General features: G+C 69.9%; 23 protein-coding genes and 3 pseudogenes. 15 read left to right on the top strand and 11 right to left on the bottom strand.

Annotated features, from left to right (window positions below; genetic code table 11):
- A pseudogene (locus A5700_RS00275) lies at window positions 1-272 on the top strand (SDR family NAD(P)-dependent oxidoreductase); the annotation flags it as partial.
- Window positions 273-314: 42 nt separating this feature from the next.
- Here A5700_RS00275 and A5700_RS24800 read toward each other — a convergent pair.
- From A5700_RS24800 to A5700_RS00265, 3 genes and pseudogenes are all read right to left on the bottom strand, one after another.
- Window positions 315-443: pseudogene (locus A5700_RS24800) on the bottom strand (short-chain dehydrogenase); the annotation flags it as partial.
- On the bottom strand, window positions 443-1660 hold the full coding sequence (locus A5700_RS00270; protein ID WP_068071735.1) for a cytochrome P450: 1218 nt from the start codon (window positions 1658-1660) through the stop codon (window positions 443-445). The pseudogene A5700_RS24800 and the gene A5700_RS00270, both read right to left, overlap by 1 nt.
- The gene (locus A5700_RS00265; RefSeq protein WP_068071733.1) at window positions 1657-2304 is read right to left on the bottom strand and encodes a TetR/AcrR family transcriptional regulator; all 648 of its coding nucleotides are present in this window, start codon (window positions 2302-2304) and stop codon (window positions 1657-1659) included. The genes A5700_RS00270 and A5700_RS00265 overlap by 4 nt, the downstream gene beginning before the upstream one ends.
- A gap of 209 nt (window positions 2305-2513) precedes the next feature.
- On the opposite strand from A5700_RS00265, the gene A5700_RS00260 reads away from it, so the two are divergent.
- The 4 genes from A5700_RS00260 to A5700_RS00245 are packed head-to-tail and all read left to right on the top strand — an operon-like array spanning window position 2514 to window position 6039.
- Window positions 2514-3983, top strand: a complete 1470-nt coding sequence (locus A5700_RS00260) for an aldehyde dehydrogenase (protein ID WP_068071731.1) — start codon at window positions 2514-2516, stop codon at window positions 3981-3983.
- A gap of 17 nt (window positions 3984-4000) precedes the next feature.
- Window positions 4001-4750, top strand: coding sequence for an SDR family oxidoreductase (locus tag A5700_RS00255; RefSeq protein ID WP_068071729.1), 750 nt, complete (start codon window positions 4001-4003; stop codon window positions 4748-4750).
- Complete coding sequence (locus A5700_RS00250) at window positions 4747-5604, top strand: NAD(P)-dependent oxidoreductase (protein ID WP_068071727.1); 858 nt, start codon at window positions 4747-4749, stop codon at window positions 5602-5604. The genes A5700_RS00255 and A5700_RS00250 overlap by 4 nt, the downstream gene beginning before the upstream one ends.
- Window positions 5605-6039 (top strand): carboxymuconolactone decarboxylase family protein, encoded by a 435-nt coding sequence (locus tag A5700_RS00245; RefSeq protein ID WP_068071725.1) that lies wholly within the window; start codon window positions 5605-5607, stop codon window positions 6037-6039. It abuts the gene before it with no gap.
- 3 nt (window positions 6040-6042) lie between these two features.
- Here A5700_RS00245 and A5700_RS00240 read toward each other — a convergent pair whose 3' ends face one another.
- Entirely contained in the window at window positions 6043-7128 is a 1086-nt protein-coding gene (locus A5700_RS00240) for an aldo/keto reductase (RefSeq protein WP_068071722.1), read from the bottom strand.
- Window positions 7129-7211: 83 nt separating this feature from the next.
- On the opposite strand from A5700_RS00240, the gene A5700_RS00235 reads away from it, so the two are divergent.
- Together A5700_RS00235 and purD are read left to right on the top strand one after the other, a co-directional pair.
- On the top strand, window positions 7212-7628 hold the full coding sequence (locus tag A5700_RS00235; protein WP_068071720.1) for a MarR family winged helix-turn-helix transcriptional regulator: 417 nt from the start codon (window positions 7212-7214) through the stop codon (window positions 7626-7628).
- Window positions 7629-7644: 16 nt separating this feature from the next.
- Window positions 7645-8913, top strand: coding sequence for a phosphoribosylamine--glycine ligase (gene purD, locus A5700_RS00230; RefSeq protein WP_068071718.1), 1269 nt, complete (start codon window positions 7645-7647; stop codon window positions 8911-8913).
- Here the strand turns inward: purD and A5700_RS00225 are convergent.
- Both A5700_RS00225 and A5700_RS00220 read right to left on the bottom strand, forming a co-directional pair.
- Complete coding sequence (locus A5700_RS00225) at window positions 8910-10493, bottom strand: gamma-glutamyltransferase family protein (protein WP_068071716.1); 1584 nt, start codon at window positions 10491-10493, stop codon at window positions 8910-8912. The genes purD and A5700_RS00225 overlap by 4 nt on opposite strands.
- Before the next feature lie 77 nt (window positions 10494-10570).
- The gene (locus A5700_RS00220; protein WP_068071714.1) at window positions 10571-11488 is read right to left on the bottom strand and encodes an alpha/beta hydrolase-fold protein; all 918 of its coding nucleotides are present in this window, start codon (window positions 11486-11488) and stop codon (window positions 10571-10573) included.
- Window positions 11489-11561: 73 nt separating this feature from the next.
- Between A5700_RS00220 and A5700_RS00215 the strand changes: the two genes are divergently transcribed.
- Window positions 11562-12179, top strand: a complete 618-nt coding sequence (locus tag A5700_RS00215; RefSeq protein ID WP_068071712.1) for a TetR/AcrR family transcriptional regulator — start codon at window positions 11562-11564, stop codon at window positions 12177-12179.
- 1 nt (window position 12180) lies between these two features.
- On the opposite strand, the gene A5700_RS00210 is transcribed toward A5700_RS00215, so the two are convergent.
- Window positions 12181-12918, bottom strand: a complete 738-nt coding sequence (locus A5700_RS00210; protein WP_068071710.1) for a DUF429 domain-containing protein — start codon at window positions 12916-12918, stop codon at window positions 12181-12183.
- A 204-nt stretch (window positions 12919-13122) separates the two neighbouring features.
- Between A5700_RS00210 and purB the strand changes: the two genes are divergently transcribed.
- On the top strand, window positions 13123-14541 hold the full coding sequence (purB, locus tag A5700_RS00205) for an adenylosuccinate lyase (protein WP_068071708.1): 1419 nt from the start codon (window positions 13123-13125) through the stop codon (window positions 14539-14541).
- Window positions 14538-15773, top strand: coding sequence for a cytochrome P450 (locus A5700_RS00200; RefSeq protein ID WP_068071705.1), 1236 nt, complete (start codon window positions 14538-14540; stop codon window positions 15771-15773). The genes purB and A5700_RS00200 overlap by 4 nt, the downstream gene beginning before the upstream one ends.
- A 33-nt stretch (window positions 15774-15806) precedes the next feature.
- Here the strand turns inward: A5700_RS00200 and A5700_RS00195 are convergent, their stop codons facing one another.
- Window positions 15807-16424: a hypothetical protein gene (locus tag A5700_RS00195; protein WP_068071703.1), complete on the bottom strand. Its 618-nt coding sequence runs from the start codon at window positions 16422-16424 to the stop codon at window positions 15807-15809.
- A 61-nt stretch (window positions 16425-16485) separates the two neighbouring features.
- Here A5700_RS00195 and A5700_RS00190 point away from each other — a divergent pair, with 61 nt between their 5' ends.
- A complete protein-coding gene (locus A5700_RS00190; protein ID WP_068071701.1) occupies window positions 16486-17391 on the top strand; it encodes a phosphoribosylaminoimidazolesuccinocarboxamide synthase in 906 nt (301 codons plus the stop codon).
- Entirely contained in the window at window positions 17388-19508 is a 2121-nt protein-coding gene (locus A5700_RS00185) for a S9 family peptidase (protein WP_068071699.1), read from the top strand. Before A5700_RS00190 ends, A5700_RS00185 begins: the two co-directional genes overlap by 4 nt.
- Here A5700_RS00185 and A5700_RS00180 read toward each other — a convergent pair.
- Window positions 19505-21124 carry a DHA2 family efflux MFS transporter permease subunit gene (locus A5700_RS00180; RefSeq protein ID WP_068071697.1) on the bottom strand — a complete coding sequence of 540 codons (1620 nt, stop codon included), beginning with the start codon at window positions 21122-21124 and terminating at the stop codon, window positions 19505-19507. The two genes, A5700_RS00185 and A5700_RS00180, sit on opposite strands and share 4 nt — an antisense overlap.
- A 119-nt stretch (window positions 21125-21243) precedes the next feature.
- Window positions 21244-22857 (bottom strand): DHA2 family efflux MFS transporter permease subunit, encoded by a 1614-nt coding sequence (locus tag A5700_RS00175; protein WP_068071695.1) that lies wholly within the window; start codon window positions 22855-22857, stop codon window positions 21244-21246.
- A 173-nt stretch (window positions 22858-23030) separates the two neighbouring features.
- Between A5700_RS00175 and A5700_RS00170 the strand changes: the two genes are divergently transcribed.
- Together A5700_RS00170 and A5700_RS00165 are read left to right on the top strand one after the other, a co-directional pair.
- The gene (locus A5700_RS00170; protein ID WP_068071693.1) at window positions 23031-23735 is read left to right on the top strand and encodes a DUF2334 domain-containing protein; all 705 of its coding nucleotides are present in this window, start codon (window positions 23031-23033) and stop codon (window positions 23733-23735) included.
- Between the two features lie 45 nt (window positions 23736-23780).
- On the top strand, window positions 23781-25448 hold the full coding sequence (locus tag A5700_RS00165; RefSeq protein WP_068071691.1) for an FAD-binding dehydrogenase: 1668 nt from the start codon (window positions 23781-23783) through the stop codon (window positions 25446-25448).
- Window positions 25449-25482: 34 nt separating this feature from the next.
- Here A5700_RS00165 and A5700_RS00160 read toward each other — a convergent pair whose 3' ends face one another.
- The gene (locus tag A5700_RS00160; protein ID WP_068071689.1) at window positions 25483-26121 is read right to left on the bottom strand and encodes an MBL fold metallo-hydrolase; all 639 of its coding nucleotides are present in this window, start codon (window positions 26119-26121) and stop codon (window positions 25483-25485) included.
- On the opposite strand from A5700_RS00160, the pseudogene A5700_RS00155 reads away from it, so the two are divergent.
- Window positions 26098-26833: pseudogene (locus A5700_RS00155) on the top strand (ATPase). The gene A5700_RS00160 and the pseudogene A5700_RS00155 overlap by 24 nt on opposite strands.
- The last annotated feature ends 32 nt before the right edge of the window (window positions 26834-26865 follow it).

Below are 26865 nucleotides of genomic sequence, written 5' to 3'. Positions count from 1 at the left end.
GCGCCCTCGATGCGCGTCGCGTCGAGAAGCTCGCCGACATCGTCGGCAAGATCAACGCCGACGGCGGCGAAGCGGTGGGCTTCCACCTCGACGTCACCGACCCCAACTCGGTGAAAGCGTTTGTCGCGCAGTCCGTGGACGCGCTCGGTGACATCGAGGTGCTGGTGGCCGGCGCGGGCGACACCTACTTCGGCAAGCTGGCCGAGATTTCCACCGACGAGTTCGAGTCGCAGTTGCAGATCCACCTCGTCGGCGCCAACCGCTTCGCCGCCGTCGGCGTTGATCTTGCCGACGATGTCGGCGAGCTTCTCGACGCGACGCGCACCGAGGGCGACCGGGAAGCCGTGCGCGGCCAGCTCGATCGCGGTGGCCTCGCCGATGCCGGAGGAGGCACCGGCGACGATCGCCGGTCGACGGTCGGGTAAGGCTGCGAAGCGGGGCATCAGCGGGTCTCCATGGTGATGGGTAGGTGAGCGAATCCGCGGACGTTGCTGGAATGGACGCGGACGGCGTTGGCCTCGTCGACCTCAAATCCGCGGATTCGCTTGAACAACTCGGTGAGCGCCACGCGGGCTTCCATCCGGGCCAGATGGGCACCGAGGCAGAAGTGCGCGCCGCTACCGAAACTCATGAGTTTGGAGCCGATCTCGCGTCCGATGACGTAGTCGTCGGGATTGTCGAACACCCGCTCGTCGCGATGCGCCGAACCGGGCAACAGCAACAGGACGTCCCCATCGGGGATGGTCGTGTCGTAGAGGGTCAGCTCGCCGGACACGGTGCGCGCCAGGATCTGGCTCGAGGTGTCGTAGCGCAGCGTCTCCTCGACCCACAGCGGCACCAGCGAGACGTCGTCGTAGACCCGCGCGAGCTGGTCGGGGTTTTTGTGCCCCCAAAATGCCGCGTTGGCAAGGAGTTTGGTGGTGGTCTCGTTGCCGGCGATCACCATCAGAAACATGAACCCCAGCACCTCGTCGTCGGTGAGCCGGTCACCGTCGATCTCGGCCTCGAGCAACGCGGTGGTCAGGTCGTCCGCCGGCGTCGTCCGGCGCTCGGCCACCATCTGCTGGTAGTAGACGATCAGGTTGAGCGAGGCCTCGATTGCCTCCGGGGGGACGTCGGTGACGCCCTCCTCGCGGTGCATGACGCCGTCGGCCCAGGCTCGTACCTGCACGCGGTCCGCCTCGGGAACTCCCATCAGCTCGGAGATGACATCCATCGGGAGCTTTCCGGCGAACTCGTCGACGTAATCGACCGTGCCCCCCTGCGCCCCGGCCAGCAGGGCGTCCAAATGCCGGGTCGCGATCTCGGTGACGCGCGGCTCGAGTTCGCGAATCCTCCTGGGCGTGAAGCCCTTCGACACCAGGGTGCGCAGCCGCAGGTGCGCCGGGTCGTCCATCGCGAGGAAGCTCATCGTCTTGCTGGCGTGCGGCCCGCGTGACGCCGGGTCCAGCGACACGCCGAACTTGTTGGAAAGCGTTGTGCTGTTGCGGAACCCCTGCAGCACGTCCCGGTGCCGCGACAACGCCCAGAAGGACAGCTCGTCGTTGCGGTACAGCGGGGCATGGTTGCGCAGCCGCTTGTAGTACGGGTACGGATCCTCGTGGAAGTCGTAGTCGTAGGGGTCGAGAACCAGCTCGTGGTCGCCCGCCTGTACGGTCATCGCTCGCCGTCCTCAATCGGTCGTTCGGCCGTGTTTTCGGCGCCGGTCAGGAGGTGTCGCACCACGAAGGCCAGCCGGTCGGCGACCTCGTGGTAGGTGAACTCGCCGCTGCCCGCCTGAACGAGGGCGCCAAAGAAGGTCATCTCCAGCGCGGAGACGGTGGCCCGGTTGGCGCCCGGCCCGATGGCCGACGCGATGCGGCGGTGGATCTCGGCGCCGATGCGGTCGCGTGCCGCGCGGACCGCCGGGTCGGCGCCGCCGCTGAGCAGCGCCGTGGTGCAGGCCGCGCTGACCTCCGGCTCGTCGGCGACCACCAGGGTGAGGTGGCGCAGCACCTGCTCGACGCGGCTGACCATCGGGTCGTTGACGTCGGTGAAGTAGGGCACCTCACGCACCAGGTCCAGGTAGACCTCGGCGATCAGGTGGTTCTTGGACGAGAAGTAGGTGTAGGCGGTGGCCGGGGCGACCTTGGCGCGGGCGGCCACGGCGCGCACCGTCAGGTCCGCGTAGGACTTCTCGCGCAGCGTCTCGATGCCGGCGGCGAGCACCTTGCGGAAGGTCTCCTCCTGACGGCGATTGCGCGGCGGTGGGCCGGGCGGGCGCTCGCCGTGCGGCGTGATCGCCACCAGGGCATCGCTGGACACCTGTCCAAGCTATCCGATGCCGGGGCCGCGAAGCAAGGCCGGTCGGCAAACAACCTGCTGACTGCGCTATTTTCGGCAACCTGGCGCCGCTGCGCGGGATCGGCTATTGCACGGCGTACAACCCGACGGCTATGGTTCGATCGGACCACACCGGACAACTGTCTATCGGAGCTGATGGATTGGCGTGGCCGCACAGACGGGAGCGGGAAATGGCCTTGTTGGCCGACGGCGTAAGCGAACTCTTCATCGACGGCAAGCTTTCGACCGGCAACGCCGGCACGTTCCCGACGGTGAATCCGGCGACCGAGGAGGTGCTCGGGGTCGCCGCCGACGCCGATGCGCAGGACATGGAACGCGCCATCGACGCCGCGCGCCGCGCCTTCGACGACACCGACTGGTCCCGCAACACCGAGCTGCGGGTGCGCTGCGTGCGCCAACTTCGTGACGCCATGCAAGAGCACGTCGAGGAGCTGCGGGAGATCACCATCGCCGAGGTCGGCGCCCCGCGAATGCTCACGGCGGCCGCCCAATTGGAAGGGCCGGTGGCGGACTTGAGCTTTGCGGCGGATACCGCCGAGGCGTACCAGTGGAGCCAGGATCTCGGTCAGGCGTCGCCGATGGGGATCCCGACCCGGCGCACCATCGCCCGGGAGGCCGTCGGTGTCGTCGGCGCGATCACGCCGTGGAACTTCCCGCACCAGATCAATCTGGCCAAGCTGGGGCCCGCCCTGGCCGCGGGCAACACGGTGGTGCTCAAGCCCGCGCCGGATACGCCGTGGTGCGCGGCGGTGCTCGGCGAGCTCATCGCCTCCCACACCGACTTTCCGCCGGGCGTGGTCAACATCGTCACCTCCAGCGACCACGGCGTGGGCGCGCTGCTGGCGAAAGATCCTCGCGTCGACATGGTTTCGTTCACCGGGTCCACCGCGACCGGCCGTGCGGTGATGGCGGATGCCGCCGCCACGCTCAAGAAGGTCTTCCTCGAACTGGGCGGCAAGTCGGCGTTCGTGGTGCTCGACGACGCCGACCTGGCCGGGGCGTGTTCGGTGGCCGCATTCACCGCGTCGATGCATGCCGGGCAGGGCTGCGCGATCACGACCCGGCTGGTGGTGCCCCGCGCGCGCTACGACGAGGCGGTCGCCATCGCGGCCGGCACCATGGGGTCCATCAAGCCCGGCGACCCCAACAAGCCCGGAACCGTCTGCGGCCCGGTCATTTCCGCGCGCCAGCGCGACCGGGTGCAGAGCTACCTGGACCTGGCGATCGAGGAGGGCGGGACGTTCGCGTGCGGCGGCGGCAGGCCGGCCGACAAGGACGCGGGCTTCTTCATCGAACCCACCGTGATCGCCGGGCTCACCAACGACGCGCGCCCGGCCCGGGAGGAGATCTTCGGGCCGGTGCTCACCGTGATCGCCCATGACGGCGACGAGGACGCGCTGCGCATCGCCAACGATTCACCATATGGCCTGTCCGGCACCGTGTTCAGCGCCGACCCGCAGCGGGCCGCGACGTTCGCGTCGCGGCTGCGGGTGGGCACCGTCAACGTCAACGGCGGTGTCTGGTACTCCGCCGACGCGCCGTTCGGCGGCTACAAGCAGTCCGGCAACGGCCGGGAAATGGGGCTGGCGGGCTTCGAGGAATACCTGGAAATCAAGACCATCGCCACCGCCGTTCAGTGACACCCCGAGAGGACAACATGCGGTTCGAGAACAAAGTCGCCATCGTCACCGGATCGGGCGGCGGCATCGGTCAGGCCTACGCGGAAGCGCTGGCGCGCGAGGGCGCGGCCGTTGTCGTGGCCGACATCAACGCCGAGGCCGCCGAGGGCGTGGCCAAGCAGATCGCCGCCGACGGCGGCACCGCGCTGGCCGTGCCGGTCGACGTCTCCGACCCGGCGTCGGCCAAGGCGATGGCGGACCGGACGCTGGCCGAATACGGCGGCATCGACTACCTGGTGAACAACGCCGCGATCTTCGGCGGCATGAAGCTGGACTTCCTGCTCACCGTCGATCCCGAGTACTACAAGAAGTTCATGAGCGTCAACCTCGACGGTGCGCTGTGGTGCACCCGCGCGGTCTACAAGAAGATGGCCAAGCGGGGCGGCGGGGCGATCGTCAACCAATCTTCTACGGCGGCATGGTTGTACGCGAACTTCTACGGCCTGGCCAAGGTCGGCGTCAACGGCCTGACCCAACAGCTCTCGCGCGAGCTGGGCGGTCAGAACATTCGCATCAACGCGATCGCGCCCGGCCCCATCGACACCGAGGCCAACCGGACCACCACCCCGCAGGAGATCGTCGCCGACATCGTCAAGGGACTGCCGTTGTCGCGCATGGGAACTCCGGCCGACCTGGTCGGGATGTGCTTGTTCCTGCTCTCGGATGACGCCGCCTGGATCACCGGGCAGATCTTCAACGTCGACGGCGGACAGATCATCCGCTCATGACCGAGCAGTTGAGGCTCGGCTACATCGGCCTGGGCAACATGGGCGCGCCGATGGCCACCAGGATGACCGAATGGCCCGGCGGGATCACGGTATACGACATCCGCACCGAGGCGATGACGCCGCTGGTGGAAAAGGGTGCCGGCGTCGCGGACAGCGTGGCCGACGTGGCGACCGCCGACATCGTCCACGTCACGGTGCTCAACGACGCCCAGGTGCGCGACGTCGTCGGGCAGCTGGCCGGGCACGCCAAACCCGGCACCGTCATCGCGATCCACTCGACGATCAGCGACACCACCGCCGTCGAGTTGGCCGCCGAACACAAACCGCGAGGCCTGCACATCGTCGACGCGCCGGTCAGCGGAGGCGCGGCCGCGGCGGCCCGGGGCGAGCTCGCCACCATGGTCGGCGCCGAGCGGGAGGTGTACGAGAGGATCAAGCCGGCGTTCAAGCACTGGGCGTCGCTGGTGATCCACGCCGGTGAGCCGGGCGCGGGCACGCGAATGAAGTTGGCGCGCAACATGTTGACCTTCACGTCCTACGCGGCGGCGTGCGAGGCCATGAAGCTGGCCGAGGCGGCCGGGCTGAACCTGCAGGCGCTGGGCCGGGTGGTGCGGCACACCGATGCGCTCACCAGCGGCCCGGGAGCGATCATGGTGCGCGACGACATGAACGACCTAGCGCCGGACCACTTCCTGTACGAGTCCTTCGTGCACGCCCGCGGCCTGGGGGAGAAGGACCTCAGCCTGGCGCTGGCGTTGGGCGAGGCGATGTCGGTCGAGCTGCCGCTGGCGCACATCGCCTACGAGCGGCTGGCCGCCGGTTTGGGCGTGCCGCACACCGAGGAAGGGCCGTAAATGGACGAACAGCGCCGCAAGGGCCTGCAGAAGATGAACGAGGTCTACGGCTGGGAGATGCCCAACATCGAGGGCGACGCGTATTTCGACCTGACCGTCGACCACCTGTTCGGCAGCATCTGGACCCGCCCCGGCCTGTCGATGCGCGACAAGCGCATCATGACACTGACCGCGGTGACCGCGATCGGGAACCGCGACCTGGCCGAGATTCAAATCAACGCCGCCCTGCTCAACGGCGAGCTCGACGAGACCGAACTCAAGGAGATGGCCCTCTTCCTCACCCACTACCTGGGCTTCCCGTTGGGGTCCGCGCTCAACGGAGCGGTCGACGCGGTGATCGCGAAGCGCAAGAAGGCCGCCGCGCGGGGATCCGGGGAGGACAAGAAGGCCAACGTCGACGCCGCCTTGAAGATGCACGGCGGCGAACGGAAATAGCCGCTAGTAAGGCCGCCCGCCGTCGGGCATCACGTACTCGGAGATCGGTGCCGACACGCCGTTGATCGTCGTGCCGCCGTTGATGATGCCGGGTGCCATCTCGAGCATGTTCGTGGGGAAGCCGAACTCGGGCTTGGTGAGCGCGTCCAGCCGCGCCAGCTCGTCGGCGCCGAGCCGCACATCGACGGCGCGGACATTGTCGTCGAGCTGAGACAGCCGGCGCGCGCCGATGATGACGGACGAAACCCCCGGCTGCGCGCTCACCCAGGCCAACGCGACGCTGGCGACGGTGGTCTCGTGCGCGCCGGCGATGACCTCCAACTCGTCGATCAGGGCGTAGGTGTCCTCGTTGAGGAAGGCGTCGACCAACGCGCCGCGATCGGCGGCGTGCTGGCCGGCGGTGGCGCGGGTGTACTTGCCGCTGAGCACGCCGCTCTTGAGCGGCGACCACGGGGTGATGCCCAGCCCGAATTCCGCCGCCATCGGCGCGAGTTCCTGTTCGATGGCGCGCTCGAGCAGCGAATATTCGACCTGCAGGCCGACGAACGGCTCCCAGCCACGGAATCCCGCAATCACGTTGGCCTGCGCGATCTTCCACGCCGGCGTGTCCGACACACCGATGTAACGGACCTTGCCCGCCCGCACCAAGTCGTGCAGCGCCGCCAAGGTCTCCTCGATCGGGGTGTTGGCGTCCCACATGTGCAGCCAATACAGGTCGATGTAATCGGTTTGCAGGCGCCGCAACGAGTTCTCGCAGGCGCTGATCACTGCTTTGCGGCCGGAGCCGCCGCCGTTGGGGTCACCCGGATACAGGTTGCCGCTGAACTTGGTGGCGATCGCCACGCGATCGCGACGGGCGGGGTGGCGACCGATGTGGTCACCGATGATCTTCTCGGAGTGGCTGCGGGTGTAGAAGTTGGCGGTGTCGATGAAGTTGCCGCCGAGCTCAAGGTAGCGGTCGATGATCTGTTGAGACTCCTCGACGCTGGTGCCCCAGCCCAGGTCCTCGCCGAAGGTCATGGCGCCCAGGCACAGGGGGCTGACACGCAAACCGGACCGTCCGAGTGTCACGTAGTGGTCGAGAGGCATGGCGGCCGCTTTCTGGTAGATTGTTCGAGCATGCGTTTGTTCATACTCAAACTAGTTCACATCTGAACGAGCTGGCAAGTCGAATGTCGGCCGTCGACCCGGCCAGAATCTGGTCGCTGAACTACCGGGTGCTGCTGTCGGTGATCGCCGACGCCGAGGCCGGCATCTGCGCGCTCGGCGTGGAGTCCAAGGAGCTGTTCGTGCTCGCGGAAATCGACGAGCACCCCTATCCGGCCGAGCTCGCGACCACCCTGAGCATGCCGAAGGCCACCGTGACGGCCTACCTCAAGCGGCTCGAGGCCGCCGGCTTCGTGCGCCGCGAGATCGACCCCGCCGACCTGCGCCGGCACCGCCTACTGCTCACCCGCGCCGGGCGCAAGGTCGCCGCCGCGGGACTCGCGCTGCTCTCCGCCGAGTTTGACAAGCGCCTCGAGCGCCTCACCGCCGCGCAGCAAAAGGAGCTGACGAAGCTGCTGGAACGGATCTCCGCGGACGGCTGAGCTAGTCTGACGTCTCGTGCGCGTCCTGGTGATCGGTTCCGGTGCCCGTGAGCATGCGCTGCTGCTGGCGCTGCGCAAAGACCCCCAGGTCGACGGCCTGGCCATCGCGCCCGGCAACGCCGGCACCGCCCGGCTGGCCGAGCAGCGCGACGTCGACGTCACCTCGGCGGAGGAGGTGGTCGCCCTGGCGCGCGACGTGCGGGCGGACCTCGTCGTCATCGGCCCCGAGGTGCCGCTGGTGCTGGGAGTCGCCGACGCCGTACGCGCGGCCGGCATCGCGTGCTTCGGCCCCAGCAAGGACGCCGCCCGGATCGAGGGATCGAAGGCGTTCGCCAAGGACGTGATGGCCGCGGCCGGCGTGCGCACCGCGGCCACGGAGCTCGTGGACAGCCCGGCGCGCCTCGACGCGGCCCTGGATCGGTTCGGGCCCCCGGTCCAGGAGCCGGCCTGGGTGGTCAAGGACGACCGCCTGGCCGCCGGCAAGGGGGTGGTGGTGACCGCAGACCGCGCCGCGGCCCGCGCCCACGCCGCCGCTCTCCTCGAGGCCGGCCACCCGGTGCTGCTGGAGTCGTTTCTGGACGGGCCCGAGGTGTCGCTGTTCTGCGTGGTCGACGGAGAGACCGTCGTTCCGCTGCTGGCCGCGCAGGATTTCAAACGCGTCGGCGACGCCGACACCGGGCCCAACACCGGCGGCATGGGCGCCTACGCGCCGGTGCCGTGGCTGCCCGACGACGTCTATTCCGACATCGTCGGAAACATCGTGGAACCCGTTGCCGCAGAGCTGGTTCGGCGCGGCAGCCCGTTCAGCGGACTGCTCTACGCCGGCCTGGCGATCACCGCCAACGGCCCCGCGGTGGTCGAGTTCAACTGTCGATTCGGTGACCCAGAGACGCAGGCGGTGCTGGCGCTGCTCGAATCGCCGCTGGGTCAGCTGCTCTACGCGGCGAGCACCGGAGCCCTGGCCGACTTCGGCGAACTGCGGTGGGCCGACGGGGCCGCCGTCACCGTGGTGCTGGCGGCGGAGAACTACCCGGCGCGGCCCCGCGTGGGCGACGTCATCGTCGGCTCGGAAGCCGACGGGGTGCTGCACGCCGGGACGGCGCGCCGCGACGACGGCGAGATTGTCTCCGCGGGCGGCCGGGTGCTGTCAGTGGTGGGAGCGGGCGCCGACCTGGCCGCGGCCCGGGCGCGGGCCTACGAGTTGCTCGGCTCGATTCGGTTGCCCGGCAGCCACTTTCGTACGGATATCGGCCTGCTGGCGGCCGAAGGCAAGGTGCGCGTCTAAAAACCGGTGGCCTGGCCGTCGCGGCGCGGGTCGCTGGCCGCGCAGTAGCCGTCGTCCAGGCACCAGATGGCCTGGCAGCTGCCGAAGCTGTTGTAGTCGTCGACGGCGACCAGGTCATGGCCGCGCTGGGCGAGCTCGTCGAGCGTCGTTGCGGGAAAGCCGTCCTCGCAGCTGACCTGCAGGCCCTGCACCCAGCGGAAGCGGGGCCCGTCGCACGCCGCCTGGGGATTCTGGCCGTGGTCGGCGATGCGGGCGAGCACTTGCACGTGACCCTGCGGCTGCATCGCGCCGCCCATCACCCCGAAGCTCATGACCGCGGCGCCGTCCTTCGTGACGAAGCCCGGGATGATGGTGTGGTAGGGGCGCTTGTTCGGGCCCACCTGGTTCGGATGCCCTTCGTCGACAACGAAATTGGCACCGCGGTTCTGCAGCGAGATCCCGGTCCCGGGCACCACGACGCCCGAGCCGAAGCCCATGTAATTCGACTGGATCATCGAGACCATCATCCCGTCGCCGTCGGCGGCCGTCAGGTACACGGTGCCGCCGCCGGGCGCGCCGGCGGACGCGGGCCTGGCGTGCCGGGGGTCGATCAGCGCCGCGCGTTGGCGCAGGTAGTCGGGGTCCAGCAGCCGTCGCGGGTGCATCGGCATGTGGTCCGCGTCGGCGACGTAGGCCTGGGCGTCGGCGAAGGCGAGTTTCAGCGCCTCGATCTGCAGGTGCACGGTGTCCGCCGAATCGGCTGGGTGCGAGGCCATGTCGAACTGCTCCAGGATTCCCAAGGCGATGAGCGCGACGATGCCCTGCCCGTTGGGCGGCAGCTCGTGCAGGGTGTAACCGCGGTACCCGCCGGAGAGGGTGTCCACCCAGTCGGCGCGATGCTCGCCGAGGTCGGTGGCCCGCAGCGCGCCGTTGTGCGCGGCGGCGTGGGCCTCGAGCTGCGCGGCCAGCTCGCCGCGGTAGAACGCCTCGCCCTTGCTGGCCGCGATCTTCTCCAGGGTGGCCGCGTGTGCAGGGAAGGTGAACAGCTCGCCCGGCCGCGGGGCGCGGCCCCCGGGGAGGAACGCGTCGGCGAAGCCCGGCTGTTCGGCGAAAAACGGCACCTGCGCCGCCCACTGCGCGGCGACCGTGGGCGACACCAGAAAGCCGTTGCGGCCGTAGGCGATCGCGGGCTCGAACAGCCGCTCGAACGGCAGCCTGCCGAACTTGGCGTGCAGCTCGGTCCAGGCCGACACCGCGCCGGGCACCGTCACCGCGTCCCAGCCGATCATGGGAACGGCTGCGCCGCCGAAGTATTCGGGGGTCCAGGCCGCCGGGGAGCGGCCCGACGCGTTGAGTCCGTGCAGCTGCCGGCCGTCCCACACGATGGCAAACGCGTCCGAACCGATGCCGTTGGACACCGGCTCCACCAAGGTCAGGGTGACGGCGGTGGCGATCGCGGCGTCCACCGCGGTGCCGCCCTCGGCGAGCATCCGCAGACCCGCCTGCGCCGCCAGCGGTTGCGACGTGCACACAACGTTGCGGGCCAGCAGCGGCTTTCGGGGCCAGGCGTAGGGAAGGTTCCAGTCGAACGGTGCGCTCATTGTTCCGAGCGTATCGCGGTTTCGCGGGTGATCCCCGTGTCGCGGCGCGACTCCCGCGAGCGATTAGTTCTCACGCGCTAGGCGATCAAAAGCGGAGCCAACCACGTCAGCTCGGCCGGCAACTGGGAGCTCCAGTACTGCGGGTCGTGCCCCCCGGGCGAGAAACCGCCCGCGGGCGGCGTCGGCAACTGCGCGATGAATTGCTTTGTCGCACCGTAGAAAGGATCGCTGTCGCCGCAGTCCACCCGGATCGGGATCGATCCGAGCGCCGGCATCCCGAACACGGAGTTCGCGGCGAAGTCGTCCGGCCCGTCGAACGCGCCCGGCGCGGCCGCACCCGAGGACAGCCACAGCGCGGGGCTCACCGCGCAGATCGCCGCGGTGCGCCCCGGGCCCAGCCGGCCGCCGAGCAGCAGCGCGCCGTAGCCGCCCATGGACCAGCCCAAAAACGCCACCCGCGACGTGTCCAGCCCCTGGCCACCGAGCATCGGGATGAGCTCGTCGAGCACCATCGCGCCGCTGTCCTCGCCGGAAGACCTCTTATGCCAATAACCGCCGCCGCCGTCGACGGCGACGACCGCAAACGGCGGCAGCCCCGCGTTGACCGCCTGCGCCAGACCCTGCTCCACGCCGCCGGCCATCACGGTGGCCGCGTCACTGCCTTTGCCGTGCAACGCGATTACGGGCCGCAGCGGCTTGGTCTGGCCGGGCGGCCGCGCGATGGCCCAGTTGGTGCTGATGCCGCCGCGGGCGGCTGAGACGAACGAACCGGTCACCATCGTCGGCGCCGCGGGGCCGGCGGGCGCCGGCTCGACGGGCACGGGTCGCGGCGGCGCCAACGGGGGCTGCGTGCCGGCCGCGGGCGGCGGCGTCGCGTGAGATGTGCGCGGTTTGAACAACATGTCGAGCCCGTAGGCGCCGACCGCACCGGCGGCCGCGCCGGTGCCGAGGCGCAGCACGGCGCGGCGGCTCAAATCGGGCATGCGGGCCATCATGCCATGTCCGCGCGGCGGGTCGTTTGGCCGAAATGGCAATGCAGTACCACTTTGGCTGGCACGATGGCTACTCGTGACTGCAGCGGTTACTCCGAAAGGAGAACGTCGACGGTATGCGCTCGTGAGCGCTGCCGCCGAGCTGCTGGCCGAGGGCGGCTTCGAGGCGGTGCGGCACCGGGCGGTGGCGCGGCGCGCCGGATTGCCGTTGGCTTCCACCACTTATTACTTCTCCTCCCTCGACGATCTGATCGCCCGCGCCGTCGAGCACATCGCCATGATCGAGGTGGCGCAGCTGCGGTCGCGGGTCACCGCCCTGTCCCGCCGACGCCGCGGACCGGAGACCATCGCCGAGGTGCTCGCGGACCTGCTCGTCGGTGACGTGTCCGGGGAGGGGCTCACCGAACAGTTGATCTCTCGCTACGAGCGACACATCGCGTGCACCCGGTTCCCGGCGTTGCAGGAGACGATGCGGCGCAGCCTGCGGCAGCGCGCCGAGGCGGTGGCCGAGGCGATCGAACGATCCGGCCGGTCGGTGCACATCGAGCTGGTGTGCACGCTGCTCTGCGCCGTCGACGGTTCGGTGGTCTCGGCGCTGGTGGAGGGCCGCGACCCACGGGCGGCGGCGCTGGGCGCGGTCGCCGACCTCATCGACGTGCTGGCGCCCATCGACCAGCGGCCCGTCCGGATCTGAGCTAGGTGCGCGGCGGCAGCGACGGCGTCACGATGCACCCGGTGGCGGGGTCGCCGTAGATCGTCACGTCGGCCGGGCTGCGCTGCGCGAACAACGCGACGTAGGCGCACACGACGGCGTCGACCGGGTCCTCGGCGCGGCGCAGGGCGCTCTTGCGTTCCGCCGCGATCACCCCCCGGCGCAGTGCCGCCCACCCGGGATGGGCCGCGACGTGCAGTGGCACCGCGGCTCGCGACAGCCGCTCGACGCCGTCCATCAGAACGAGCAGTTCGGCCTTGAGCCCGGCCACCGTGCGGCCCGGCTTGGCCTTGTATTTCAGCGTGCGCTCGAGGCGGAACAACGCGACCGTCGCGGCGTGCGGGTACACCTCGATGGCGCGCCTGGCCGCCGCCGAGCGGGGGTCCAGCTCCAGGCCGAGCGCGCGCGCCAGGCGCCCGCCACGGGCCCCGTGCGCGAACTCGGGTTTTCCGGTGTTGGCCGGGTGGGCACCGGCCTCGAACCTGCGGAAGTCGCGGTTCAACGCGGCCTCCGCGGGACGCTGCCCGGTCGGGTTGGTCACCACCAACGGCGCGTCGAAGGCGACCAGGCAGTCGCCCCGCGTGTACGGCCGCAGCGCGGCGAGGATCTCCTCGTCATCGCGGACCGCGGACACGCTCACCAGCGACCCGTCCGCGTCGACGACGGCCAGACCGGTCGGATTGCGCCCCGCCCAGGCGAGGTCCACCCCGGCGAAGTACATCCGGATAGGTTAGGCGGCCGGAGCGAGTCACACCGGCCCCACCGGTCCCTGGCACCGGGGGTGGGCGATGTGCCCGCCTCACAGCGACACCGCGGGGGACCGCGGTTCTGTCGCTGCGAGGCGGGCACTTTGCCTGTCACCCCGGAAACCGGGAGGGAAGTGACGGGAGGGGCCGACCGTAAGCTGTGTGTTCGTGAGGACCAAGTGAGCATTCCGAACGTGCTGGCCGCCCGCTACGCCAGCCCCGACATGGTCGCGATCTGGTCGCCGGAGGCCAAGATCGTCGCCGAGCGCCGCCTCTGGCTGGCGGTGCTGCGGGCCCAGGCCGAGCTGGGCGTCGCGGTGCCCGACGGTGCGGTCGACGACTACGAGCGCGTCCTGGACACCGTCGACCTGCCGTCGATCGCGGCCCGCGAACGGGTGCTGCGCCACGACGTCAAGGCCCGCATCGAGGAGTTCAACGCCCTCGCCGGTCACGAGCAGGTGCACAAGGGCATGACCAGCCGCGACCTGACCGAGAACGTCGAGCAGCTGCAGATTAAGCGGTCACTCGAGCTGGTATTCGCCCACGGGGTCGCCGTGGTGGCGCGGTTGGCGGAGCGGGCCGTGGCCTACCGCGACCTGGTGATGGCCGGGCGCAGCCACAACGTCGCGGCGCAGGCCACCACCCTGGGCAAGCGGTTCGCCTCGGCGGCCCAGGAGACGCTGGTCGCCCTGACCCGGCTGCGGGAGCTGATCGACCGCTACCCGCTGCGCGGCATCAAGGGGCCGATGGGTACCGCGCAGGACATGCTCGACCTGCTCGACGGCGACACCGCCAAGCTGGCCGAGCTCGAGCGTCGGGTCGCCGAATTCCTGGGCTTCACAACGGTATTGACCAGCGTCGGGCAGGTCTATCCGCGCTCGCTCGACCATGACGTGACCTCGGCGCTGGTGCAACTCGGCGCCGGGCCGTCGTCGCTCGCGCACACCATCCGGCTGATGGCCGGCCACGAACTTGTCACCGAGGGCTTCGCGCCCGGGCAGGTCGGTTCGTCGGCGATGCCGCACAAGATGAACACCCGCAGCTGTGAGCGGGTCAACGGCTTGCAGGTGGTGCTGCGCGGTTACGCCTCGATGGCCGCCGAACTTGCCGGTGCGCAATGGAACGAGGGCGACGTCTTCTGCTCGGTGGTGCGGCGAGTCGCGTTGCCGGACAGCTTCTTTGCGATGGACGGGCAGATCGAGACGTTCCTGACCGTGCTCGACGAGTTCGGGGCGTACCCGGCGGTGATCGACAGGGAGCTCGATCGCTACCTGCCGTTCTTGGCCACCACCAAGGTGCTGATGGCGGCGGTGCGCGCCGGTGTCGGACGCGAGGCTGCGCATCACGTCATCCGCGAGCACGCGGTCGCGACGGCGTTGGCCATGCGCGAGCGCGGCGCCGAACCCGACCTCCTCGACCGGTTGGCCGCCGACGAGCGGCTGCCGTTGGACCGGGCGGCGCTGGACGCGGCGCTGGCCGACAAAAAGGCGTTCACGGGCGCGGCCGCTGACCAGGTGGACGAGGTGGCCGCGGCGGTGGACGCCCTCGTGAGCCGCTACCCCGACGCGGCCAAGTACGCACCGGGCGCAATCTTGTGACCCTCGCGGGCCTCGACCTCACCGATCTCGACAATTTCGCCGACGGCTTCCCGCACGAGGTGTTCGCCGTGCACCGCCGCGAGGCCCCGGTTTACTGGCACGCCCCGACCGACAACACCCCGGATGGCGAGGGCTTCTGGTCGGTCGCCACGTACGCCGAAACCCTTGCGGTGCTCAAGGATCCGGTGACCTACTCCTCGGTCACCGGGGGCCGGCGGCCGTACGGTGGCACGTTGCTGCAGGACCTGGCCATCGCCGGTCAGGTGCTCAACATGATGGACGACCCGCGGCATGCCCAGATCCGCCGCCTGGTCAGCTCGGGGCTGACGCCGCGGATGATCCGGCTGGTCGAGGACGATCTGCGGGCCCGCGCGCGGCGACTGCTGGACGCGGTGATGCCGGGCGAGCCGTTCGACTTCCTCGTCGACGTGGCGGCCGAGCTGCCCATGCAGATGATCTGCATCCTGCTGGGAGTGCCGGAGTCGGAACGGCATTGGCTGTTCGAGGCGATCGAGCCGCAGTTCGACTTCGGCGGTTCCCGCAAGGCGGCGCTGGCGCAGTTGTCCGAGGCCGAAGCGGGGTCCCGGATGTACGCCTACGGCCAGCAGCTCATCGCCGCCAAGCGCGCGCAACCCACCGAGGACATGCTGTCGGTCGTCGCCAATGCGGTGGTCGACGACGCCGAAGCCCCCGCGCTGTCGGATCTCGAGCTCTATCTGTTCTTCAGCCTGCTGTTCAGCGCCGGCGCCGAGACGACCCGCAACGCGATCGCGGGTGGGCTGCTCGCGCTGGCCCAGCATCCGGAGCAGTTGCGGGCGCTGCGTGCCGATCCCGCCACGCTGCCCACCGCCGTCGAGGAGATGGTGCGGTGGACGGCGCCCTCGCCGTCCAAGCGGCGCACCGCGACCCGCGACGTCGAGCTGGGCGGACAGCCGATCCAGGCCGGGCAGAAGGTCCAGATCTGGGAGGCCTCCGCCAACCGCGACCCCGCGGTTTTCGAGCGACCCGACGAGTTCGATATCACCCGAAAACCTAATCCGCACTTGGGATTCGGTCAAGGTGTGCACTACTGCCTGGGCGCCAACCTGGCCCGCCTGGAGTTGCGGGTGCTGTTCGAGGAGCTGTTGTCGCGGTTCGCCGGCGTGCGGGTGGTGCGCGACGTCGAGTGGACGCGCAGCAACCGCCACACCGGGATGCGGCACCTCGTGGTGGCGCTGCACGAGCAATCGTGACGGTCCGGCTGCCGCGGTCGCGGCGCGGCGCGGTCAGCCGGTCCTGATCCGGATCCCGGCGGCCCGCAGTTCCAGCGCGGCCAGTCTGTGGATGGTCACGGGATCCTCGCGCCGCCACGCGCCGACCGGGTCGGCGCTCACGGCCGCGAGCTTGCCCGGCGACCGGTTCGTCATCGCCCGCAGAGCCAGCAGCTGCTGTCCGGCCGGCGTGGCGGCCAGGGCGGTCACCGTCCATTTGCGGCGGAAGAACCGCAGCCGCAGGAACAGCCACGGCATGGTGACCGCCAGGATCGGCGGCGCGGCGACGGCCATCCCGAGCAACACGGCGAGCCAGCCGGCCGTGGAGTTCAGGCTGTGCCCGGCGCCCGCGATGTCCATGGCCGCGTCGCTGGCCGCGGTGAGCGGCTTGCTCACCGCGTCACCGACCAACGGGATCTGCTGCGCCTCGTGACCGGCCGAGGCCATGCCGCCGGCGATGCCCTTCGAGCCGTTCTCCAGCTCCCGCCCCGCGTCGCCGATGGTGGCGATGGCGTCGTGTACCGCCAGGCCGGTGAACCCCCAGATCACCGTCCACAGCGAGACGACGACGTCGCTGATCAGTTGGCCGAACAGGCGAAGGGGTCTGGTCGAGTAGGGCAAGAACCGCGTCATACCTCCGATACCAGCACAGCTCGCGCCCGGGCGCCGCAAGGTTGCCCGATAGGCTGGCCCGATGCGTCCCGCATTGTCCGACTACGAGCATCTGGCCAGCGGCAAGGTGCGCGAGATCTACCGCGTCGACGACGAGCACCTGCTGCTGGTCGCCAGCGACCGGATCTCGGCGTTCGATTACGTCCTCGACAGCACGATCCCCGACAAGGGCCGGATCCTGACGGCCATGAGCGTGTTCTTCTTCGGGCTCGTCTCGGACCTCGCTGCGGCCCCCAACCACCTGGCCGGGCCGCCGGACGACCCGCGAATCCCCGACGAGGTGCTGGGCCGGGCGCTGCTGGTGCGGAAGTTGGACATGGTTGCGGTGGAGTGCGTGGCCCGCGGTTACCTCACCGGCTCCGGGTTGCTCGACTACCAAGCGACCGGTGAGGTCTGCGGCATCGCGCTGCCGCCCGGGCTGGTCGAGGCCAGCAGGTTCCCCGAGCCGCTGTTCACCCCGGCGACAAAAGCGGCGCTGGGCGACCACGACGAGAACATCCCCTTCGCCCGGGTGGTCGAGTTGGTGGGCGAGGCGCGCGCGGCCGAGCTGCGCGACCGCACGCTGCAGATCTACGGGCGCGCCGCCGACCACGCGTTGCGTAGGGGAATCATCATCGCGGACACCAAGTTCGAGTTCGGCACCGACGGTGAGGGCAACCTGGTGCTGGCCGACGAGATCTTCACCCCCGACTCGTCGCGGTACTGGCCGGCCGCCGACTACCGGGTCGGTGTCGTGCAGGCCAGTTTCGACAAGCAATTCGTCCGCAACTGGCTCATTGGTCCGGAGTCCGGTTGGGACCGGCACGGCGACCAACCGCCACCACCGCTGCCGGACCACGTCGTCGCGGCCACGCGGGACCGTTACATCGAGGCCTACGAACGAATCTCGGGATTGAGCTTCGGCGACTGGATCGGCCCGGGCGCATGAGCGAACCCCAGGCGCCCGTGCCGCCCACCGCCAAGCGGGTCGAGCACCGGCGCGAACACCACGGCGACGTCTTCGTCGACCCGTACGAATGGCTGCGCGACAAGGCCGATCCGGAGGTCATCGCCTACCTCGAGGCGGAGAACTCCTACGTCGACCGGATGACCGACCACCAGGAACCGTTGCGGCAGAAAATCTTCGACGAGATCAAGGCGCGCACCAAGGAGACCGACCTGTCGGTGCCGACCCGTCAGGGCGACTGGTGGTATTACGCCCGCACCTACGAGGGCAAGCAATATCGGGTGCAGTGCCGCTGCCCGGTGAGCGATCCGGCCGACTGGGACCCGCCGACCCTCGACGAACACACCGACGTACCCGGCGAACAGATCCTGCTCGACTCCAACGCCGAAGCCGAGGGCCACGAGTTCTTCTCGCTGGGCGCCGCCGCCGTCAGCCTGGACGGGCACCTGCTGGCCTACTCCGTCGACACGGTGGGCGACGAGCGTTACACGTTGCGTTTCAAGGACTTACGCACCGGTGAGCTGTATGCCGACCAGATCGCCGACATCGCGGCCGGGGCGACGTGGGCGGCCGACAACCGGACGGTGTACTACCTGACCCTCGACGCGGCGCACCGCCCGGACAAGGTGTGGCGCTACCAGGCGGGCTCCGGCGCCGCGGCGGAGCTGGTGTATCACGAGGCGGACGAACGGTTCTGGCTCGGCGTCGGGATGACCCGCAGCGAGCGTTACGTGTTCATCGGCTCGGGCTCGTCCATCACCTCCGAGATCCGCTACGCCGACGCCGCCGACCCGCGGGCGGCGTTCACCGTCGTGCTGCCCCGGCGCGAAGGGGTGGAGTACTCGGTGGAGCACGCCGTCGTCGGCGGGCACGACCGGTTCCTGATCTTGCACAACGACGGCGCGGTGAACTTCACGCTCGCCGAAGCCCCGGTCGAGGACCCCACACGGCAGCGCACGCTGATCCCGCACCGCGACGACGTCCGGCTGGACGCCGTCGACGCGTTCGCCCGCCACCTGGTGGTGAGCTACCGCCGCGAGGCGCTGCCCCGCCTGCAGTTGTGGGGCATCGGCGCCGACGGGAATTACGGCGAACCGGAGGAACTTTCGTTCGACTCCGAGCTGATGTCCGCGGGCGCCGCCGGCAACCCCAACTGGGACGCGCCCAAGCTCCGGGTCCGGGCCGGTTCGCTGGTCATCCCGGCGCGGGTGTACGACATCGACCTGGGCACCGGCGAGCGCACCCTGCTGCGCGAGCAGCCCGTGCTCGGTGGCTATCGACCCGCGGACTACGTCGAGCGGCGCGACTGGGCGATTGCCGACGACGGCACCCGCATCCCGTTGTCGATCGTGCGCCGGGCCGGCATCGAAGTCCCGGCTCCCGCACTCCTCTACGGCTACGGCGCCTACGAGATCTGCATCGACCCCAGCTTCTCGATAGCGCGGCTGTCGCTGCTGGACCGCGGCATGGTCTTCGCGATCGCCCACGTCCGCGGTGGTGGCGAGATGGGTCGGTTGTGGTACGAGGACGGCAAGCTGCTGCACAAGAGGAACACGTTCACCGATTTCGTCGCAGCCGCACGGCATCTCGTCGACACCGAGGTGACCCGGCCCGATCGGCTGGTGGCGCTCGGCGGCAGCGCGGGCGGGCTGCTCGTCGGGGCGGTGGCCAACCTGGCGCCCGAACTGTTCGCCGGCATCGTGGCCCAGGTTCCGTTCGTCGATCCGCTGACCACCATCTTGGACCCGTCGCTGCCCCTGACCGTCACCGAGTGGGACGAGTGGGGAAACCCGTTGGCGGACAAGGACGCCTACGACTACATGAAGTCCTACTCGCCTTACGAGAACGTCGACTCCAGGAATTACCCGGCGATCCTGGCGATGACCTCGCTCAACGACACCCGGGTGTACTACGTGGAACCCGCCAAATGGGTTGCGGCGCTGCGCCACGCCAACGGCGGCGGCCGCGGGATCCTGCTGAAGACCCAGATGAACGCCGGGCACGGCGGCGTCAGCGGCCGCTACAAGGCGTGGGAGGAAGCGGCCTTCCAGTACGCCTGGGTGCTCGACACCGTGGGCGGCACGGACGGCGGCGGCTAGGAGTCCTCCTGGCCCGGCGGCCGGGCCGGCTTTTTCGGCAGGAACGACGCCGGGATGATGGTCACCGACACCAGCACGACGGCCAGCACGAACACCACCGTGTAGGCGTGCGCCAGGTGATGCGACGCGGTGACGGCCAGGTCGGCCGCGCCCTGCCGCGTGCCGGCCACGGCGTCGGGCGGCGCCCCGCGGCGTCCGCCGCCAGGGTGCCCGGCCGCCAGCTCGCTGGCCGCGAGCAGCGGCTGGTCGCGATTGAACTGGTTGGTCAACAGGACCGCCATCATCGCGGCCCCGATGGACCCCCCGATCTGTTGGTTCACGCTGATCAGCGTGGTCCCGCGGGCCACCTGATGCGGCGCGAGTGCCTGCATCAGCGCGGCGGACAGCGGCGTCGTCGTGCACCCGATGCCCAGCCCCGTGATCGCGAGCCCGGCCAGCTGGATGGGCTGGTACGGCGCCTGGGTGGCGACCCCGTAGGTGAAGACGCCCAGGCCCACCGCCATCAGCGGGAGGCCGAACAGGACGATCTTGCCCGGCCCGCGCCGGTCCATGAACGCCCCGCTGAGCGGCATCGTCAGCACGGCGCCCACGCCGACCGGCAGCATGTGCAGCCCGGCCTGCATGGGCGTCTCGTGCTGCGCGATCTGGAAGTAACTGGGCACCGCCAGCCCGGTGCCCACCGAGGCGGCCCCGAAAACCAGCAGCGTCGCGTTGACCTCGGTGACCACCCGATTCTTGAACAGCCGCAGGTCGATGAGCGGGTGGTCGGTGCGATACAGCGCGTGCAGGACGAACGCGGCGATCAGCGCCGCGCCGAGGAGCGCGGGAAGCAACACGTACGGGTCGGTCAGGACGTGGCGGCCGGGGATGGACGACACCCCGCAGAGGAAGACCGCCACCCCCGGCGACAGCAGCAGCATGCCGGTGACGTCGAGCGCTTCGGAGGGGGCGGACCGGTCCTTGGGGAACAGCACCGCCGCGAGGGCGCAGGCGGCCAGCCCGATCGGCAGGTTGACCAGGAAGATCCACTTCCAGCCGTACGCGCCGATCAGCCAACCGCCCAGGATGGGGCCGCCGATGGGACCCAGCAGGATCGGGATGCCCCCCACCGCCATCAGGCGGCCCACCCGCTTGGGCCCGGCCTCGCGGGTCAGGATGACGAAACTCAGCGGCAACAGCATGCCGCCACCGATGCCCTGCAGGATCCGGAACAGGATCAGCAGCACGATGTTCGGGGCGATCGCGCACAGCAGCGAGCCGAGCGTGAACACCAGGACCGAGGCAATGAACAGGCGTTTGGTGCCGAATCGGTCGGCCGCCCAGCCGGTGACGGGGATGACGGTCGCGAAGGCCAGCATGTAGCCGGCGATCGTCCACGAGACGACCGTCGGGGTGGACCCGAACTGGCGAATGAAGGTGTTCTGGGCGACGGCGACGACCGTGCTGTCCAGAACGGCCATGACGCAGGCCAGGCCGCAGACGCCGGCGATGCGGAACAGCGCGGCGTCGAGTTTGTCGGGGTAGCCGTTGTCGGCCGCATCCGGATGCCCGGCGGCAGCGCTGAGCATTGTGGCGGAGGGTACGGATTGCGCCTTGTCCATGGCGGTGCTGAGCATATCCACCCGGCATGGACTGCCGGGACCGATTGCGGGAGTTCGCGGTGAGTTCGTTGTCCAACCGTTGACGGATCAGCGCCGGATCGTGGCCCGGGCGGTGTCGACGAGGCGGGGGTCGGTTACTCGGGCGGCGGTTGGCTGACCGGCCGCTTCGGCAGAAACGCCGCCGGGATGAAGGTACAGACCACGAGCACGACGGCGATGGCGAAGACCGCCGCGTAGGCGTGCGACAGGTCGTGCGCGAGATCGACCCGGAAGTCCGGCGCGTAGGTCTGCGGCGGTATGGCGGAGCGGTCGACCGGGGCGCCGCTCACGGCGGCCTTCTGTTGCAGCGCCGCGAGCTTCTTGGCGGCGAGGATGTTGTCGCTGCGATTGAAGTGGCTGGCCAGGATCACCGACATGACGGCGGTGCCCATCGAGCCGCCCACCTGGTGGTTGACGCTCATCAGCGTCGTGCCGCGCGCGATCTGATGCGGGGCGAGCGCCTGCACCGACGCGACGTTGAGCGGCATCATGGTGCAGCCCATCCCCAACCCCATGATGGCCAGGCCGACCAGCAGTGCGGGCAGGTACCCGGCCTGCCGGGCCACGCCGAAGGCGAACGTCCCGAGCCCGGCGGTGAGCAGCGCGATGCCCACCAGCAGGATCTTGCCCGGACCCTGCCGGTCGACGAGCGGGCCGGTGAGCCGCATCGTCAGCATGGCGCCGAGGCCTTGGGGGATCATGTGCACGCCCGCCTGCATGGGCGTCTGGTGCAGCACCTGCTGGAAGTAGCTGGGCAACAACAGGCCGGCCCCGAAGAAGGCGGTGGCGAACACCAGCATCGTCACGTTGGCCAGCGTGAGCACGTGATTGCGGAACAGCCGCAGGTCGATCAGCGGATGGTCGACCCGGCGCCAGGCGTGCGCGATGAACCCCGCGATCAGCGCCAGGCCCACCACCAGCGGTATCAGCACCCGGCGATCGGCGACGGTGCCACGGCCGGGAATGGACGACACCGCGAACAGGAAGGTCGCCAGGCCGGGCGAGAGCAGCAGCATGCCCACGACGTCCAGGGTCTCCGATTTGGCCGGGCGGTCCCCGGGGAACACCAGCGCCGCCAGCGCGACGGTGACGACCCCGATCGGCAGGTTGATCAGGAAGATCCAGCGCCAGCTGGAGGTGTCGATGAGCCAGCCGCCCAGGATGGGACCGCCGATCGGGGCCAGCAGCATCGGGATGCTCAGGATCGACATCAGCCGGCCGAGCCGCCGCGGACCCGCCTCGCGGGTCAAGATCATGAAGCTCAGCGGCAGCAACATGCCGCCGCCGACACCCTGGATGACCCGAAACGCGATCAGTTGCACGATGTTCGCCGCCAGGGCGCACAACAGCGAACCCAGGGTGAAGGCGAGGACGGAGCCCATGAACAGCCGCTTGGTGCCGAACCGGTCGGCCGCCCAACCGGTGATCGGGATGACGCTGGCCAGGGCCAGCGTGTAGCCCGTCATGGTCCACGCGACGACGGCCTGCGACGACGAGAACTGGTCGATGAAGGTGCGCTGCGCGACGCTGACCACGGTCACGTCCACGATGGCCATCACCGTGGCCAGGATGCACACGCCCGAGACGCGCAGCAGCTCCGCGTCCAGCCGGTCGGGATAGTCCCGTTCGTCGGCGCCCTGCTGCGACCCGCAGGGCAGCGGGGTGTCGGCCGACGCGTACAGGGCCTCATCCATGACGTTGCTTAGCATATCGAACTGACCCGCGCGGTCCGAGGTCGCGATCCGATCCACCGAGGCCCCACCGGGTGCGGGCGCCGGATCCGCTTGGCGCACAGGCACCGCCCGTCGCAACGGCCCCGATGGACGCTTGCCGTCTGCGTGTCCTTCACTGTCCCGAAACCTGAGGTCGGCAAACTGCGGGTGTGTCTGGAAAACTGATCGTCTCGGTCTCGGGCATCGGCGAACGGACCCTGCCCGACGTCGAGGCGTTCTGTGCACAAATGGACGCCCGCAAGGTGCCGGTGTCGCTGCTCGTCGCCCCGCGGCTCTCCGGTGACTACCGGCTCGACCGCGACCCGGTCACCGTCGACTGGTTGGCCGCGCGCCGGGCCGGCGGCGACGCGATCGTGCTGCACGGCTACGACGACGCGGCGACCAAGAAGCGCCGCGGCGAATTCGCGATCCTGCGGGCGCACGAGGCCAGCCTGCGCCTCAAGGCCGCCGACCGGGTGCTCGAACACCAGGGATTGCGGACCCGGTTGTTCGCGGCCCCCGGCTGGGTGGTTTCGCCCGGTGTGGTTAAAGCGTTGCCCGACAACGGGTTCCGGCTCCTGGCCGACCTGCACGGCATCACCGACCTGGTGCGCCACAGCACCGTGCGCGCCCGGGTGCTCGGGATCGGCGAAGGCTTCCTCACCGAGCCGTGGTGGTGCCGCATGGTGGTGCTGTCCGCGGAGCGGATCGCCCGCCGGGAGGGCGTGGTGCGGGTTGCGGTGGCCGCCAGGCACCTGCGTAAGCCCGGCCCGCTGCAAGCCATGGTCGACGCGGTCGACCTGGCGTTGATGCACGGCTGCGCGCCCACGGTGTATCGCTGGCGGCGGGACGCCGCGGTCCTGGACGCCGCCTGACCCGGCAACGGCTGTCGCGGGGCCCGGGGCACTACCCTGTGCCACATGAGCGATTCTTCGGTTGCGGGCTTCGGCGCTGACGCCATCATCGTCGGGGCCGGGCTGTCCGGCCTGGTGGCCGCCTGCGAATTGGTGGACCGCGGCCAGCGGGTGCTGATCGTCGATCAGGAGAACAGCGCGAACCTGGGCGGTCAGGCGTTCTGGTCGTTCGGCGGTCTGTTCTTCGTCGACAGCCCGGAGCAGCGCCGGCTGGGCATCCGGGACAGCCACGAGCTCGCGCTGCAGGACTGGCTCGGCACGGCCGGGTTCGATCGGCCCGAGGACTACTGGCCACGCCAATGGGCGCACGCCTACGTCGATTTCGCGGCCGGGGAGAAGCGCAGCTGGCTGCGCGCCCGCGGGCTCAAGCTGTTCCCGCTGGTGGGCTGGGCGGAGCGCGGCGGCTACGACGCGCTGGGACACGGTAATTCGGTGCCCCGGTTCCACATCACCTGGGGCACCGGCCCCGCGTTGGTCGACATCTTCGCGCGCCAGCTGCGGGACCGCTCGACCGTGCGGTTCGCGCACCGGCACCAGGTCGACGAGCTGATCGTCGAGGGTGGCGCCGTGACCGGGGTGCGGGGCACGGTGCTGGAGCCCTCGACCGCCGCCCGGGGCGTCGCGTCGTCACGAAAAGCCGTCGGCCAGTTCGAGTTTCGGGCCAACGCGGTGATCGTCACCAGCGGGGGTATCGGCGCCAACCATGAACTGGTCCGCAAGAACTGGCCCCAGCGGATGGGCCGCGTCCCCGAGCAATTGTTGAGCGGGGTGCCGGCGCATGTCGACGGGCGGATGATCGGCATCACGCAGCAGGCCGGCGCCCGGGTGATCAACCCCGACCGGATGTGGCATTACGTCGAGGGCATCACCAATTACGATCCGATCTGGCCGCTGCACGGCATCCGAATCATTCCCGGCCCGTCGTCGCTGTGGTTGGACGCCAACGGCAAACGGTTGCCGATCCCCCTCTACCCGGGGTTCGACACCCTGGGAACGCTGGAGTACATCACCAAATCCGGGTTCGACTACACTTGGTTCGTGTTGAACGCCCGGATCATCGAGAAGGAGTTCGCGCTCTCCGGGCAGGAGCAGAACCCCGATCTGACCGGACAGAGCGTGCGCGAATTGCTGCGCAACCGGGCCAGCTCGGGGCCGCCAAAACCGGTGCAGGCGTTCGTCGATCGGGGCATCGACTTCGTGAGCGCGGACTCGCTGCGCGAGTTGGTGACCGCGATGAACAAGCTGCCCGACGTGCAGCCCCTCGACTACGCCACGGTGGAGGCCGAGGTCACCGCGCGAGACCGCGAGGTGGCCAACAGGTTCAGCAAGGACGGCCAGATCACCGCCATCCGGGCCGCCCGCGGCTACCTCGGTGACCGGCTGGGCCGGGTCGTTGCCCCGCACCGGCTGACCGACCCGAAGGCCGGCCCGCTGATCGCGGTCAAACTGCACATCCTGACCCGAAAGACGTTGGGGGGCATCGAGACCGACCTGGCCGGACGGGTGCTCACCGAGGACGGGACGCCGCTGGCCGGTCTGTACGCCGCCGGCGAGGCGGCCGGGTTCGGCGGCGGCGGGGTGCACGGCTACCGCGCGCTGGAAGGCACCTTCCTGGGCGGCTGCGTCTTCTCGGGCCGCGCGGCCGGCCGCGGCGCCGCCGCCGACATCGCCTGACCGCGCCTCGCACCGCCAAGCTGGGGAACGCCGCTCAGAAGGCGACGGCGCTCTCCTCGGGCAGCACCTGAAAGTCCGTGTCGGTCATCTCCGAAAGCCGGCCGTAGTAGATGCCCCGCGCGTCGGGGGCGATGATGCCCTGGTGGATCGGGACCGCCCGCGTGGGTGCCACTGCGCGCAGGTAGTCGACGGCCTCGGAGACCTTCATCCACGGCGCGGCGGCCGGCGTGGCCAACACGTCCACCGGTTCGTCGGGCACGAACAGCGCGTCGCCGGGATGCATCAGCCGGGCGCGATGCTGCGCGTCACCCACCAGGAACGAAATGTTCTCGATCACAGGGATTTCCGGGTGGATGGTGGCGTGCACGCCACCGACGGCCCGGACCGTCAGTTCGCCGATCTGCAACTCGTCGCCGACGTGGACGTCCCGGCACGGCGAACCCAGCTGCGCCGCGGTCTGCGGGTCGGCGTACAGCGCCGCCCCCGGATTGCCCTCCAGCAAGGCGGGTAGCCGGGTGACGTCGACGTGATCGGGGTGCTGGTGGGTGATCAGGATGGCGGTCAAACCGGTGATGCCCTCGAATCCGTGGGCGAAGCTGCCCGGGTCGAAGAGCACTCTGGTGGTGTCGAACTCGGCAAGTAGGCAGGAATGGCCGAAATGCGTCAGTTGCATATCTACGATTGTGCCTCGAAGGGGAAGGGTGCCGATGCGCGTGATGCTGGCCGCGATCCTGGTCGCCGGCGGCCTGACCGTCGCCCTGGTCGTGGTCGCGCCCGCCCACGCCGAGCCCGAGACCTGCCCCACCACCTGTGACCGGATCCCAAACACGGCGTGGATCGAGCAGCGGGCCGTGCCGCTGGACGCGGTGTACCACTGGCCCGCCTTCTCCGGGGTGGCGGTGCCGCTCACCGGAGCGATGCCCGGGCCGCGGTTTAGGTTCGAGGAGCTGTGCGGCGCGCCGGCGTCCGGGCAGGACCCGCGCGACTCGGCGGTCACGTCCCGCGCCACCGTCGCCCACCCCGACGGGCAGTGGCAGCTGCAGGTGCAGGTGCTGCACTGGCGCGGCGACACCGCGCGCGGCGGCCCGACCGCGGCCGACGTGTTGCGCGCCGCCGTCGCCGCCCTGCGCGGTTGCCAGCAGCGCGCGCCGCAGGAGTCGCCGTCGATCACCGACGACGCGCCGAACCGGGTGGCGGCGGTGATCAGCGGTCCGGTCGTCATGCACACCTACCTGATTGCGCACGTGGCCAGCAGCACGATCAGCGAGCTCACCCTGTGGTCGTCGGGGCCGCCGCAGGTGCCGTGGCCGGCGATGGCGGACGACCCGGTGCTGGGCGCCATGACCGCGCCCCTGTGTGACGCCTACATCGCCTCGTGCCCGTAGCCCCTGGCTGCGGTTTCGCCGGTAGACTCGGC

The organism is Mycobacterium sp. E1214 (assembly GCF_001666755.1).
Taxonomy (GTDB): Bacteria; Actinomycetota; Actinomycetes; order Mycobacteriales; family Mycobacteriaceae; genus Mycobacterium.
Note: the sequence above shows the minus strand (reverse complement) of the source record. Positions and strands in the feature narration are given on the sequence as shown.